This is a genomic window from Flavobacterium sp. GNP008 (assembly GCF_056428965.1).
In genome coordinates this window covers 388,543-403,529 of sequence record NZ_JBWJVL010000002.1, presented here as the reverse complement: position 1 = coordinate 403,529, position 14,987 = coordinate 388,543, and the positions used below count along the sequence as shown (strand labels likewise).

The window sequence follows — 14,987 nt, the reverse complement described above, 5'->3', positions numbered from 1 at the left end:
TTATTTTTTAAGCTGAATTTCTACTAGCATTTGTGTTTCCAAACAAAGAACGGGTAACAATTTTCTCATACACTTTTATTAATGCTTCATCCGGTTGTTCTTCTTTGTTTATTTCATTTATACGCAACAAAGCATATTGCTGTATAGTCAACAATGGCAATACAATACGCTCTCTTATTTGTATCGATGCTTTACCATCAGGATAATTCTCCATAAGCTCTTTATGACCTGCAATTTTTAAAAGCAATCGTTTCGTTTCTAAAAATTCATCATAAATAATTTGCCAAAATTCTCCAAATTGAGGGTCCTTTTTCATATAGGCTGTTAATGGGAAAAATGATTTTGCCAATGACATCATACTGTTTTCCAGTAAGGTTTTAAAGAACAACGAATCATCGTATAAATCTTGAACCTTACTCCACTGATTGGTATCTTCAAAATATTTTAGCGCCGTACCGACTCCAAAAAATCCTGGTACATTTTGTTTCAATTGACTCCAAGAGCCTACAAAAGGAATCGCTCTTAAATCCGCAAAATCTAAATGTTCTGATTTGCTTCTTTTAGAAGGGCGGCTTCCTATATTTGTTTTAGCATAGTACTTTAAAGTACTCATTTGCTCCAAATAAGGAATGAATTTAGGATGATTTTTGAAACTCAAATACTTCTCGTAACCCAAACCTGCCAATTGATCTAAAATATCTTTTTCGTCAGCAGTCAATTCATTTTGTCCCTTACTAAATACTTGATTGGTTACACCAGCACTTAATAAATTCTCTAAATTATAGCGACAAGAATCCAAAGTTCCAAAATTAGAACTAATCGTTTGTCCTTGTACGGTAACCTGAATCTCATTGTTTTCAATATTTGGACCCAACGAAGCATAGAATTTATGTGTTTTACCACCACCACGTGCAGGCGGTCCGCCACGACCATCAAAGAAAATTGCTTTTATACCATATTTTCTAGAAATTGCAGTAAGCGCTTCTTTTGCTTTGTAAATACTCCAGTTAGCCATTAAATACCCCCCATCTTTTGTGCCATCAGAAAAACCAAGCATGATTGTTTGCTTATTATTTCTATTGATTAAATGCTTTGCGTATGATTGATTCGTATATAATTTCTCCATGATTTCATGCGCATTTTGTAAATCATCAACAGATTCAAAAAGCGGAATAATATCTACCGATGGATCTTCCCAACTGCTCAAACGAAATAACGCAAAGGTTTCCATTACATTAAGCGCACTTTCATTATTGCTTATAATGTAGCGGTTCGCCCCAAACTCACCATTGTTTCCCTGAATAGTTTTAATAGCCTGAATGGATTCAATTGTCAAACGGGTCATTTCATTTTCAAAAATATTTGAATCGAGATTCCCACTTACTTGAGATAAAACAGTGAATTTTTCTTCTTCCGTCAACTCAAAGTAATTTTCAGGAAAAACAGTAGTATTATTTTTTAAATAAAATGCAACAACATCGCTAAACACAGCGTCGTGGATTTTACTATTTTGTCGAATATCTAAAGACGCAAAATGAAATCCAAACAGATTAACTTTTATAAGAAGTCCTTCGATTTCATCTAAATATAACGATTGATGTTGATCAATTATTATTTGTTTAATTTTATTCAACTGTGATTTAAATTCATCCAAAGTGATGAAAATTTCACCTTTAGAATAAAAAACAGACCTGTAAAGTTTTTGTTCTAACTCTGTTACCAAAGTGTCTACACCATAGAAAGTTAACTTTCTTTTTAGACTTCTCATTTCTATATAATAACACTTTAAAATAGACGTTCGCAAACGTTCTGCTACTTTCAAAGTTATCTCCGTTGTTACAAATGGGTTCCCATCACGGTCACCCCCTGGCCAAAATCCAAGTTTTATCAATGGGTTTTTTATAGAATTTCCATTAAAAATATTTTTCTGAAGGTAATGTACCATTTCTCCAGAAGTATGGTAAAACACATTTTCAAGATACCAGATTAAGCTTACTGCTTCATCATACGGATTTGGTTTCTCATTTTGAATAAAAGGGGTTTTACCTAATTGAGCTAATAATTGCTTAATATCAAGCAGGTTGTTTTTACGGATAGCATCCGTTAAATCATTTATAATACCTAAAACAGCCCCTGGATAAAACTGAGTAGGATGAGCCGTTAAAACCGTTCTTACATTGAAACCCTCCAGAAAATCAATTAACTCCTCTTCTTTATCTTTAGCATCTGACTTTTCTTTAATATCTCTAAGCGAACCTCTTCCTTCCATATTATTAACTACTGGAAAAGCCGCATCTTCAATCGCATCAAACAGGACAATTTGACGTTCGATATATTGAATAAACCGAAACATCAAATCTATTTTTTCTGTTTCAGAGGCACTTTGCAAGTATCTTTGAGCAAAGAAATTTACAATTTCTTTAGGCGTTTCTTGCTTTTTAAAACCCATTTCACAAACATCTGTAAACAATGGAAGTAGAACTCCAGTGTTATCTATAGAATCAAAAGGCAATGTAATAAAGACACTATTATAAATATGGTATTTAGAGAGAACATCTTGATTAAAACGTTCTATTTTAGGTAATGTATACATAATAATTTGGTTGTAGTTGGTTTAGTTAATTTGTCATAAAAAAACCCCAAGAATTAACTTGAGGTTATATTTAAAATATAGCGCATTCAAGATTAATTACATATTTTTAAAAATAGTATGCATCAAACGCTTCTTGTCATTTATACTCTCTTCAAGTGAAATCATAGTTTCTGTTCTATAAACCCCATCAATATCATCAATCATAAAGATAACATCTTTGGCGTGTTTAGTGTCTTTCGCTCTAATTTTACAAAATATATTGAATTTTCCAGTTGTCACAGAAGCCACTGTTACAAACGGAATTTCGTTAATTCGTTCTAAAACAAATTTTGTTTGAGACGTATTGTTTAGAAAAACACCTACGTAAGCAATAAAAGAATATCCTAATTTGTCATAGTCAAGTACTAATGAAGATCCCATAATTATTCCCGCATCCTCCATTTTTTTTACTCTAACATGTACGGTTCCTGCTGAAATTAATAATTTCTTAGCAATATCCGTAAATGGAACTCTTGTATTGTCTATCAGCATATCTAAAATCTGGTGATCTACTTCATCTAAACGAAACTTACTCATAATTCTTAAATTAATATTATTAATCACTAAAACAAAGTATAAAAATATACATAAAAACAACAAAAAGACAAAAATATTATATTTTTATCATCCCATTAACAATTTTTATGTCATTATCTAAATAAAAATCAGCTTTTTGATTCAATTTGGGAATGTCATCTCGGCCATCTTTGTATAAAGCTCCTTTCGCATCATATTCAAAATGACCAAAATAATTATCCAAATCTCCTATTTGTGTAACATAGGCATTGAAAACAATCTGATTATCAATTAGCTCTTCTTTGTATTGCACCGCAAAATTGGTGATAATTTCGATACCATCATAATTTATTTTGATGTTTTTATACATAAAATCACAAAAAACGACTTTATTTTGAGGAATACTCAAATATTTATTAATTCCATTGCTAACTATAACGTTTTCGCAAAGTAAAGTAAAACTAGAAACCAATGCCATGAAAACGTATTTACGTGTATGTTCTCTTTCATAATCATGTGCAAAATGCCCTGCTTCAAACAATAATGTAGGAACTCCTAAATATTGAAAGGTATCTCCAATACAATTTATATTGAACGAATCATCAAAACGCCCTATTTGATTCGGCAAGTACTCTTGTACTTTTTCATTAATTCCAGCAATGAGATCAATCGCTTTCAATCTAGATTCATTTATCTCCCTTTCTTGGTTGTAGGAAGGCGCTAAAAAAGATAAAGTAGCAGATTTACCTGTATCACCCACACCAAAAATAGTACGTTGATCATGAAGATTAAAACAATAATCGGGTTTGAAAGTTTCAAAAACTTCTCGTAGCACCTTGCTCTCAGGCTGTGTAAGATCTTGAGAATCCCTGTTTAAATCTACTTTATTGGCATTTTCTCTAGTATATAAAATTGCGCCATCAGGATTTAGCATTGGGATAATACAAAAAGTAAAAGCATTTAAAAATTGCCTGGCTATTTCTGAACCGCTATTCAATACATTCAGAAAGTCAATTAATGCTTTGGTAGTAGTACTTTCATTTCCATGCATTTGTGACCATAGTAAAATTTTAGTTTTACCTTCACCAATCACGTACGAATAGATAGGTTTTCCCAAAACCGATCTTCCAACAATTCTAAGTTGATTATTAGAATTTAGCTTTTGTAATAATGGTTCAATCGAATCTAAAGTAATGTAACGACCATAAATTGATTCTTCTTTATATTGCTTAAATACTTGTTCTAAATTCATGATGTTTTATTTGATTTACAAAAGTAAACATCTTTATAATTACATTTGTAAATCGACAGTTATTTAAATTATTTAACGATGTAAACACCTAACTACCGCCCTACCACTTTAAACACACCCTCCCAATTGACAATTGTTATACATATTAAAATTGTAGTTTATTAAATTATATATCAGAAACTTAAGTATTATTACATACTATATTACTTTATATTTTTTAATAATTTAAATACGATTTACACTTGTAATTTTGCTAATACGAAGTATTATGATTACATTTGTAAATAGAACACCTTTAACATTAATTTACAATGGTAAACATAGAAGATTTCATAATAAGATTAGAAATTATACTGGATTATTACAGTTTAAATGCTTCTTCTTTTGCGGATAAAATAGGCGTACAACGTTCCAGTTTGTCTCACCTCCTATCTGGAAGAAATAAGCCCAGTCTGGATTTCATTCTTAAAATTTTAGATGTTTTTCCTGATGTAGATTTGTATTGGATTTTAAATGGAAAAGGGACCTTTCCAAAAAATCAGGAAGAGTTTGATATAAAAGAAAAAAAAATTGAGGAATCTACAATAGGAAATATTCCTGATTCATTAAATACTGAAAATGTTTCTCAAAATTTATTCTCAAAAATAGAAAATAGCATTAAAATTCCCTCTTTTGAAAATAAAAAGATTGAAAGCCAAAATATAATAAAAGAATCTACCTCTAAAGCGATTGATAAAATTGTGATCTTTTATAAAGATGGGACTTTTAAAAGTTACATTCCAGAATAAAAATACCCCAATTCAGATTTTCAAATTGAGGGTTTTTATAGGCGTAGTCTATTTTTATTTTATAAGAATAAAAACTGAAGTCACACCTGCTTCAGCTCTAACATTTAGCAGTGCAAAATCGCCCGATGCCATTGGATAGCTAACGTAAATACTTGGTCACCAGCATTAAGCCTTTCCGCTACGTAAATATATTTTGTAACACTATTATAAGCAACATCTACTGAATTCCCCAAAAGTGAATTTAATCCGTAAACTTTAATTTGATTAGTTAATCCAATTGTTCCAGCTGCTAGAGTTGAAGCAAAAACGCTAGAGAAATTCTTTATAATTACTAACCCTCAATCGGTTGCTGAAGTTGCGCTTGCAACATCTGTTATAATCATAACATCATCTGAATTTGAATATGTAATTCCATGTGTACGAGTCAAACTTGCAACAGTTACGCGTTTTGTTGCTGAAATAGAACCTGACACATTAGACATAAAGTTCTTAAATTGAATAATATCACCTGTTAAATCAGTTACAGCATACAAATCACTCCCATCCATGTGAATGCCCCAAAGTTTAAAATCAGTTGTGAATGTTTTTAGTAATGAATATTATGCAGTACTTTTTTTACAAAAAAAAGTTTATTTATTAATTCATTAGAAGCTAATTGATCCTGGCCTACTACTACTATATCGCCTGATAAAGCAGTTTCACGTGCGTTTGTAAATTCGCCCATTAGACTACTTAATGATAACATCAAATTATCGGTACTAGCAGTAAGTGCTGTTTTTAAGCCAGTAAACGTTTCTAGTCGATTGTTCGTTCTTGAAGCTAAAGTAGCAGCATCTTTCTGACTATCATACGAAATTCCCTCTGCATCGAGGGATCCTACTGTAAACGATTTAACCATTGGTGTAGTAGCCAATTGATTTAAATATGTTATTTTTCCTGATGAGTTACTTGATGTTACTAAAGAAGCTTATGAAGGAGCGCTATCAGTATCATTATTATGGCAGCAAGTAAAAAAGAGTATCAAAAAAGCAAAGAAAATAAATAAATTCTTTACAGTATACGCTCTAGAGATTTAATTATACTTCCGAAAAAAGAATGCTTTTAGTTTTATTTTTTTACTCCTTATAGACTTTTTTAAAATGAGTATCCGTTTTCAGGGATTTTTCCAATAACTGTTTTAAAATGCTTTTTTAAAACCATTAAATCCATTTCTAAGTTTCCTGTGGGATGTACTGGGCTTCCTAGATTAACTTCCTTTTTACCAAAATCAAAAGCTACTGGAACTATTGGAACATTTGCTTTCAAGGCAATGTAATAAAATCCCGTTTTAAGTTCCTTTACTTTTTTACGAGTTCCTTCAGGAGCAACAGCCAAGCGAAAAATTTCTCTTCTTTGAAAAATAGCTGCAATAGACTCTACCTTATTCAATCCCCCAGATCGATCCAATGGTTCTCCACCCATATATTTGAAATAAAATCCAAATGGAAAACGAAACAATTCTTTTTTTCCAACCCAATTCATTTCTAATCCGGTTATTCCACGGGTAAAAATTCCCAAATAAAAATCATGTGCACTACTGTGAGGCATTACCATCATCACACATTTTTTGATGCCTTCATCAATAGAACCAACTATTTTCCAACCCATCAGCCTGAAAAATATCCATTTGTAAAATTGTTTCTTCATTAATTTATTATTTATCACACAATAGATAACTAGACAACAGCAGAAAATTTAAAATTAATATTTGATTTTAAATAATATAAGATCTAATTTTAAATTTTACACGCTGAAAGTTGGCTTCTTTGTTTAAAACTCAAAACTTTTTCCATCATCAGCTAAAAGAACCTGTGGAAAAATAGTTTCAGCTTCTTCCTTAAACAATTCAATACTTTCATATCGAGTGGAATAATGTCCTAGAATTAATTGCTTTACATTCGCTTTCAAAGCAATCGTTGCCGCATCTTTAGCAGTAGAGTGTAATGTTTTTTTTGCGAGATTCTCCTCAGATTGTAGAAAAGTAGATTCATGATACAAAACATCTATATCCTCTATATGTTTTAGCATGGCTTCATTAAAAACCGTATCAGAACAAAAAGCATAATTTTTGGCTGGGATGGGATCAAATGTTAGGTCCGCATTTTGAATAATTCTTCCATCTTCTAGCGTGATGTCTTTTCCATTTTTTATTTTTTGATAGTAACAGGTATCGATTTCATAATTTTGAACTGCATCTAAATTAAGTTTTCGATCGCCAATTTTTTCTTGAAATAAAAAACCATTGGTGTAGACACGATGTTTTAATGGAATCGTTTTTACTAAAACTTTTTCATCTTCAAAAATAATTTCGCTTTCTAGAGATTCTAATTCATGGAAAAATAAACCGTAATTCGTCCAGGAATTAGACAATCGCAATTGAAGCTTAATGATTTCTTTGATTCCCTTTGGTCCATAAATATGCAAATCAGTAGTTCTATTTAATAAAGTAAATGTAGAAACCAGTCCTACTAATCCAAAAAAGTGATCACCATGCAAATGAGAAATAAAAATATGATTTATTTTAGAGAATCTAATTTTATTCTTCCGCAATTGCACTTGAGTTCCTTCTCCACAATCAATTAGAAAAAGTCTATTTTTTATTTCTAAAACCTGGGAAGTAGGATTAGTAAATGTTCGGGGCGTTGCGGCATAGCAACCAAGGATTGTTAGTTTCAATTTTTAAATATTCGGTTATTTGTTTCACCGCTTGATCGGTTATTGGGTAATTAATTAGATGAATTAATTGAAGGGTTTACAGCAATTTAAAAACCTAAATCTCTTTCAATCTCTTCCATTTCAATAATATCACGGGCTTCCAATAAAGAAGGAACAACTGTTAATTTAGAAGGAACGGCGTTATAATCAAAATCTGAAGTAATAATAACAAATGACTTTTTAGATTTTTTATGCTGTTTAGATAAAGGCATAAATAGCTTAATATCATTTGCCGATAAGTCTTTATGCAACAAAAGATCTATCATGATATTGTGCTTTTCAAATGTTTTATATTGATGGGTAACCTTCATTAAAAAAGAAGTAAAATCACCCTGTGTATCCCTTATAGTTATTGTGTGTCCTTTTTGATCTACTTTCATTGGATTAGATTTCAAAATCTGTACTGCAACAGATTAATTTATAAATAGCTAATTTACAAAGTTTTATATTAATTTATTGAATTTTTGATGCTAAAAGATAAATAACTGCCATTCTAATTGCTACACCATTTTCTACTTGATTTAAAATTACCGATTGGTGTGAATCAGCTACTTCACTAGTAATCTCAACGCCACGATTAATTGGTCCGGGATGCATGATTGTAATTTCTTTATTAAGAGAGTCTAAAAGGGTCTTATCCACTCCATATTGTTGTGCATACTCTCTTGTAGACGGGAAATAATTAACATCCATTCTCTCATTTTGTACCCGCAACATGTTTGCAACATCACACCATTCGAGTGCTTTTCTTAAATCAGGTTCTACAGTAACACCAAGTGATTCTATGTACCTTGGGATAAGTGTTTTAGGTCCGCAAACTTTAACTTCGGCACCTTGCATTTGTAAAGCATAAATATTAGATAAAGCTACTCTAGAATGCAAAACATCACCTACTATAACTACTTTCTTACCCCTCACTTCACCTAGCTTTTCCCTAATGGAATAACTGTCTAATAAGGCTTGTGTTGGATGCTCATGTGCACCATCGCCTGCGTTTACAATACTAGCTTTTACGTTTTTGGATAAAAAATAGGCAGCTCCGGGATTTGCATGCCGCATAACTACCATATCTACTTTCATCGAAAGAATATTATTTACAGTATCGATTAATGTTTCTCCTTTTTTGACAGAAGATTGTGCCGCAGAAAAGCTTATTACATCAGCAGATAACCGTTTTTGGGCTAATTCAAAAGAAAGTTTTGTTCGAGTACTATTTTCGAAAAAAATGTTAGCAATGGTAATATCTCGTAACGAAGGTACTTTCTTAATTGGTCGATTGATGACTTCTTTAAAATGATCGGCAGTTTCAAAAATCAGGTCAATATCATTCGCATTAATGTATTTTATCCCCAATAAATGATTTACGCTTAATTCTTTCATTTTTATTTACGATTATAATTTTTAATAGTTGGCTTTTTAATTCAATCTAACTTGTAATTAAATACACGCCATCTTCGCCATCATTTTCTTTCCAGCTCACTTTCACTTTCTCATTGTTTATTGCATCTACTTGTCTTCCTCTATAATCTGGTTGAATTGGTAAATTACGACTGAAACGTCTGTCTATTAAAACCAAAAGTTCGATCTCAGAAGGTCTTCCGAATGATTGAATTGCAGTCAAAGCGGATCGAATGCTGCGTCCCGTGAACAAAACATCATCAATGAAAATTACTTTTTTATTTTCAACAATAAAATTAATTTTGGTTTTATTTGCCTCCAATGGTTTATCGGTTCTTCGAAAATCATCTCTAAAAAAGGTGATATCAAGATACCCTAATTGGATTTCAGGAGTTTGGTATTCTTTTTCTAAAATTTGTTTCAAGCGTTCCGCCAAAAATACACCTCTGGGTTGAATTCCAACTAATATTGTATCTGAAAAATTTAAGTGTTTTTCGATTAATTGACAGGCCAAACGATGTAATATGATAGTAACTTCTTTTGCAGTAAGTAATACTTTTTGACTCATAGTAATTATGTGGTTTGGTTTGGCAAATATACAAATTCCAATTTATGATTTTATAATTATAACATGACAAAATAGCACCATTTAGTATTTACTCAATGAAATGACCGTCAGTTTACGCAAATTTATTTTAAAGGCAGTTGCTTATGGTTCTTTAAGCCACTATTTACAGAATCAAGATTGCATAGTTACAGTGTAAATCCCATCAATAACCAAAAAGTGCTCCGACTTTCTAAAAAAGCCTTAAGCTATTTTAATAGTTTTTTTTTCAAATTAAAAGTACGGCAATCATATTCAAAATTTTGAATTAAATAAAAACAAGTAAATTAAAAAATATATTTTTTTTGTATTACTTTTATTTTTAATTATTGCATTTAAAAAAAATTCAAAATTTTTAAGGTCTAAATTTCATAATAAAATCAAATAATTGTGTAACAAATAACTTACTTAAAATATTAATTTTACATTCTAACCTAAATTTAATAATTATGCAAAAAAAAATAACCCGTCTATTGATGCTTCTAATAGTATTAATAGCATTTTCAAGTTGTTCCCTAATAGAAGGAATATTTAAAGCCGGCGTAGGTGTTGGTATATTTATAGTTGTAGCAGTTATTGCCATAATCGTTTTTATTATCAGCAAGATTTTTGGAAGAAAATAAGCAGAATAATTTTCAAATTTTCGTTTGAAACACAAAAAAGCCTTGCATTTTGCAAGGCTTTTTCGATTAACAAAATAGCAACCTCTAATCAAAAATTATTTTTTTGGTAAAACAACTGCATCAATAACGTGAATTACACCATTAGATTGGTTTACATCGGCAATTGTTACTTTAGCTTTGTTCATGTTCTCATCAGTAATATACAAATCTTTACCTTTCATCCAAGCCGTTAAAGTTCCACCACTAACTGTTTTTAAAGTCGCTTTTCCTTTTCCCATTTTAATAGCTTTTGCAATATCTGAAGCATTCATTTTTCCTGCAACAACATGGTATGTTAGTATTGTTTGCAACATTTTAATATTTTCAGGTTTCAATAATGTTTCAACTGTACCTTTTGGTAATTTGTCAAACGCGGCATTTGTTGGGGCAAAAACGGTGAATGGTCCTTTACTTTGTAATGTTTCAACTAAACCGGCTGCAGTTACTGCCGCAACTAAAGTTGTGTGATCTTTAGAATTTACCGCATTTTCAACAATGTTTTTAGAGGGATACATTGCTGCTCCACCTACCATAACACTTTTTTGAGCGAATGAGGTTGCTCCTAAAACTACTGTAAATAATGCAATTGATAATAATTTTCTAGTTTTCATAAAATCTATTTTTTAAGTTATATATTTCATTTACGGTGTTTAATTACGTTTGGTTTTAAAAAATGATGTTATTTTTAAAATTTAATTTTTTTGAATGAGATGAAATAGATATTAGTTATGATTAGCCCCGATGACAGCTAGTGTCCTTTTTATTGTATTACTCAAAGGTTGATTCTTAAAATAGAATTTGTACACAATAAAAAGATACTGCAAATAGCCGGAAGATTCGGAATGGAAAATTGAAATGTTCAGCTCCTAAAAATAAAGCAAAAAAAAACTCCGCAATTTGCGGAGCTTTCTATATTAAAAAAATTTGAAGAAATTATTTTTTCTCTGATTTTTCCATTTTAGCTTTCAATGCAGCTAACATATCATTGTTATCTCCTAAAGTTGCAGCTGGTGCATTATTAGATGAGTTCGATGAAGTGTTTTCAGAAACTGCTTTCACATTTTTCTCTTCTTCTTCACGGAAGATAGCAGTGTGAGATGCAACTACTCTTTTGAATTCCTTGTTGAATTCGATTACTTTGAAATCAGCTGAATCACCTTTTTTTAATTTCTTTCCGTCTTCTTTTTCAAGGTGACGAGTAGGAATGAAAGCAACGATATCATCTCCGAATTCTACAGTAGCTCCTTTGTCAACAATTTCAGAAATTTCACCGTTGTGGATCGTTCCTACAGCGAAAGAATCTTCATATTGATCCCAAGGATTAGCAGTAGTTTGTTTGTGACCTAAAGATAATTTACGACCATCAACATCTAATTCTAATACAACTACATCAAGTTTTTCACCAACATTTACAAATTCTGATGGATGCTTGATTTTCTTAGTCCAAGATAAGTCAGAGATGTAAATTAATCCATCAATTCCTTCTTCTAGTTCTACGAAAATTCCAAAGTTTGTAAAGTTTCTAACAATACCTGAATGCTTAGAACCTACAGGGTATTTAGAAATGATATCAGTCCAAGGATCTTGAGACAATTGTTTGATACCTAATGACATTTTACGATCATCTCTATCTAATGTTAAGATAACAGCTTCAACAACATCACCTACTTTTACGAAATCTTGAGCAGAACGTAAATGAGTAGACCAAGACATTTCAGAAACGTGAATTAAACCTTCAACACCTTCAGCAACTTCGATGAAAGCACCGTAATCAGCGATTACAACTACTTTTCCTTTTACTTTGTCTCCAATTGCTAATTTAGCATCAAGAGCATCCCAAGGGTGTGCGTTTAATTGTTTCAATCCTAATTGTATTCTTGTTTTTTCGTCATCGAAATCAAGGATTACAACATTTAATTTTTGGTCTAATTCTAATACTTCAGATGGGTGGTTGATTCTTGACCAAGAAAGGTCAGTAATGTGAATCAATCCATCAACTCCACCTAAATCAATAAAGACACCATAAGAAGTAATGTTTTTAACAACACCTTCTAATACTTGTCCTTTTTGTAATTGACCGATGATTTCTTTTTTCTGGATTTCAATATCTGCTTCAATAAGCGCTTTATGAGATACAACAACATTTTTGAATTCGTGGTTGATTTTCACTACTTTGAATTCCATCATTTTGTTCACGTATACATCATAATCTCTAATTGGCTTAACGTCAATTTGAGATCCTGGTAAGAAAGCTTCAATTCCGAAAACATCAACAATCATACCCCCTTTAGTTCTGCATTTTACAAAACCATTAACGATTTCTCCTGTTTCGTTAGCCGAAATAACTCTATCCCATGATTTGATAGTACGTGCTTTTCTATGAGATAATACTAATTGACCTGTTTTATCCTCACGGATGTCAATCAATACTTCTACAGTATCACCTACTTTTAAGTTTGGGTTGTAACGGAATTCATTCAATGAGATAACACCTTCCGATTTTGCGTTGATATCAACGATAACGTCTCTATCAGTAATTCTAACAACTGTTCCATCAACTACTTCTTCTTGATCTGTAGCGATAAATGTTTTTGAAACTAGTTCTTCGAATTCTTTTAAGTTTTTTTGATCAACTGCATCAATACCTTCTTCGAAATTGTGCCAGTTAAAATTTGCTAAAAACTCTTCTTGTGATTTTACTTGTTCAGACATGCTGATTAAAATTTGTATTCTGTATTCTCTCGAGTTTCTTACTGTGATAGAAAACAACAGAAGTTGTTTGTATAATTAATTGAACCCTGAAGGAAACTCCTATTCACCAAAAGGTCTGCAAAGATACTATATCTTTATTTACTTGTCAAGCTTTTTAAACAAGAAAACAAATAATTAAAAAACAATAAACAATTGACTTCCAGCAACAAAGCTTTACATCACTTTTATAGTATCGCTATCCCTTATGTAATAATCTCCTCACACTACTATGATCACATATAATTTAAAGGTATTATTCAAATTTTACAATAATTTTTAGCTAAAAAACCCGATAGCTTGGGATTGGTATCGGGTAAGAATTATTTAAAAAAAATGTTTAGTGATTTAATTTTTCAACTATTTTTGGATCGTGTTTGTATTTAAAAACAAAAGGAAAAACTAAAGCCAGCACCAATGCATATCCAGCAAATGTTAGCCATATACTCTGCCATTCTTTACTTCCATCTGCTAAAGTAAAATATTTCTGTATAATATATCCGCTGGCAAAACTGCCTATCAAGGCACCAAAACCATTCACCATCATCATAAATAACCCTTGCGCACTGCCTCTAATTTTCGAATCGGTTTGTGTTTCTACAAATAAAGATCCAGAAATATTAAAGAAATCAAAAGCCATTCCGTAAACAATGCAAGACATTATAATCATCCACAATCCATCTGAAGGGTTCCCAAAAGCAAAGAGTCCAAAACGCAACACCCAAGCCAACATACTGAACAACATCACATATTTAATACCAAATTTTCTAAGAAAAAATGGAATCGCTAATATAAATAAGGTTTCTGAAACTTGTGAAATCGACATGATTATAGCAGGATACTTAACTGCAATAGTATTTTTATACGCATCAACAGTAGCAAAGTCATGAATATAAGTATCTCCATAGGCGTTTGTCAATTGTAAAGCAGCTCCTAATAACATCGAAAAGATAAAGAAAATAGCAAATTTTTGTTGTTTAAACAGTTCAAAAGCATTCAATCCTAAAGCATTTACAAATGATGTTGTTTTCTCCCCTTTGCACATCGGCGGACATTTAGGCAGTGTAAAAGCATAAATTCCTAATAAAAATGAAACTATTCCAGCAATATAAAATTGATTCGCTGAAGTCTCATTGTGGGTCAAACTAACTACCCAAAGTGCAACAATAAAACCTATTGTTCCCCAAATCCGAATTGGTGGATAATCTTTCACCACATCCCTGTCTTTAGCAATTAAGGCATTGTAAGCAACTGTAATAGATAAAGAAATCGTTGGCATATAGAAAAACATATTGACTAACATTACCCAAAAAAAGGTAGTAGGATTATCAACTTGCGGCAAGTAAAACAAAGCACATGCGCCTAGAAAATGAAGCAAACCATACAATTTTTCAGCATTTATAAATCGATCTGAAATAATTCCTGTTAGTGCAGGCATAAAAACAGATGAAATTCCCATAGTTGAAAAAATGATTCCAAACTCAGTTCCTGACCAGTTTTTATTATTAAACCAATAAGCTCCAATAGTGAGTAACCATGATCCCCAAATAAAAAATTGAAGGAAGTTCATTATTATCAATCTATTCTTAATTCCCATGAGATGAATTGTTTTATTTTTTAAAAATTAACAGGG

14 protein-coding genes are annotated in these 14,987 nt (G+C 31.4%); 1 reads left to right on the top strand and 13 read right to left on the bottom strand.

Going from position 1 to position 14,987, the window contains the following annotated elements; translation table 11 throughout:
• Positions 1-7: 7 nt before the first annotated feature.
• The 3 genes from AC0608_RS08090 to AC0608_RS08080 all read right to left on the bottom strand — a co-directional run bounded on the left by AC0608_RS08090 (position 8) and on the right by AC0608_RS08080 (position 4,400).
• The gene (locus AC0608_RS08090) at positions 8-2,593 is read right to left on the bottom strand and encodes a phosphoenolpyruvate carboxylase (RefSeq protein WP_478288719.1); all 2,586 of its coding nucleotides are present in this window, start codon (positions 2,591-2,593) and stop codon (positions 8-10) included.
• A 96-nt stretch (positions 2,594-2,689) separates the two neighbouring features.
• Positions 2,690-3,169 (bottom strand): Lrp/AsnC family transcriptional regulator, encoded by a 480-nt coding sequence (locus AC0608_RS08085; RefSeq protein WP_072943262.1) that lies wholly within the window; start codon positions 3,167-3,169, stop codon positions 2,690-2,692.
• A gap of 76 nt (positions 3,170-3,245) precedes the next feature.
• Positions 3,246-4,400: a M14 family metallopeptidase gene (locus AC0608_RS08080; protein WP_478288718.1), complete on the bottom strand. Its 1,155-nt coding sequence runs from the start codon at positions 4,398-4,400 to the stop codon at positions 3,246-3,248.
• Positions 4,401-4,711: 311 nt separating this feature from the next.
• On the opposite strand from AC0608_RS08080, the gene AC0608_RS08075 reads away from it, so the two are divergent.
• Positions 4,712-5,188 (top strand): helix-turn-helix domain-containing protein, encoded by a 477-nt coding sequence (locus AC0608_RS08075; protein ID WP_478288717.1) that lies wholly within the window; start codon positions 4,712-4,714, stop codon positions 5,186-5,188.
• Between the two features lie 338 nt (positions 5,189-5,526).
• On the opposite strand, the gene AC0608_RS08070 is transcribed toward AC0608_RS08075, so the two are convergent.
• From AC0608_RS08070 to AC0608_RS08025, 10 genes are all read right to left on the bottom strand, one after another.
• Entirely contained in the window at positions 5,527-5,736 is a 210-nt protein-coding gene (locus AC0608_RS08070; protein WP_478288716.1) for a hypothetical protein, read from the bottom strand.
• A gap of 38 nt (positions 5,737-5,774) precedes the next feature.
• A complete protein-coding gene (locus AC0608_RS08065; protein WP_478288715.1) occupies positions 5,775-6,101 on the bottom strand; it encodes a hypothetical protein in 327 nt (108 codons plus the stop codon).
• Positions 6,102-6,322: 221 nt separating this feature from the next.
• Positions 6,323-6,874, bottom strand: coding sequence for a 1-acyl-sn-glycerol-3-phosphate acyltransferase (locus tag AC0608_RS08060; RefSeq protein ID WP_478288714.1), 552 nt, complete (start codon positions 6,872-6,874; stop codon positions 6,323-6,325).
• A gap of 123 nt (positions 6,875-6,997) precedes the next feature.
• Complete coding sequence (locus AC0608_RS08055; RefSeq protein ID WP_478288713.1) at positions 6,998-7,903, bottom strand: ribonuclease Z; 906 nt, start codon at positions 7,901-7,903, stop codon at positions 6,998-7,000.
• Between the two features lie 86 nt (positions 7,904-7,989).
• On the bottom strand, positions 7,990-8,322 hold the full coding sequence (locus AC0608_RS08050; RefSeq protein WP_417959725.1) for a ribonuclease Z: 333 nt from the start codon (positions 8,320-8,322) through the stop codon (positions 7,990-7,992).
• 73 nt (positions 8,323-8,395) lie between these two features.
• Complete coding sequence (locus AC0608_RS08045; protein WP_417959724.1) at positions 8,396-9,322, bottom strand: aspartate carbamoyltransferase catalytic subunit; 927 nt, start codon at positions 9,320-9,322, stop codon at positions 8,396-8,398.
• 46 nt (positions 9,323-9,368) lie between these two features.
• Entirely contained in the window at positions 9,369-9,908 is a 540-nt protein-coding gene (pyrR, locus tag AC0608_RS08040) for a bifunctional pyr operon transcriptional regulator/uracil phosphoribosyltransferase PyrR (RefSeq protein ID WP_417959723.1), read from the bottom strand.
• Positions 9,909-10,662: 754 nt separating this feature from the next.
• Complete coding sequence (locus AC0608_RS08035) at positions 10,663-11,217, bottom strand: fasciclin domain-containing protein (RefSeq protein WP_478288712.1); 555 nt, start codon at positions 11,215-11,217, stop codon at positions 10,663-10,665.
• A 322-nt stretch (positions 11,218-11,539) separates the two neighbouring features.
• Positions 11,540-13,318: a 30S ribosomal protein S1 gene (rpsA, locus tag AC0608_RS08030; RefSeq protein ID WP_478288711.1), complete on the bottom strand. Its 1,779-nt coding sequence runs from the start codon at positions 13,316-13,318 to the stop codon at positions 11,540-11,542.
• 376 nt (positions 13,319-13,694) lie between these two features.
• The gene (locus AC0608_RS08025; protein WP_417960185.1) at positions 13,695-14,951 is read right to left on the bottom strand and encodes a nucleoside permease; all 1,257 of its coding nucleotides are present in this window, start codon (positions 14,949-14,951) and stop codon (positions 13,695-13,697) included.
• Between the last annotated feature and the right edge of the window lie 36 nt (positions 14,952-14,987).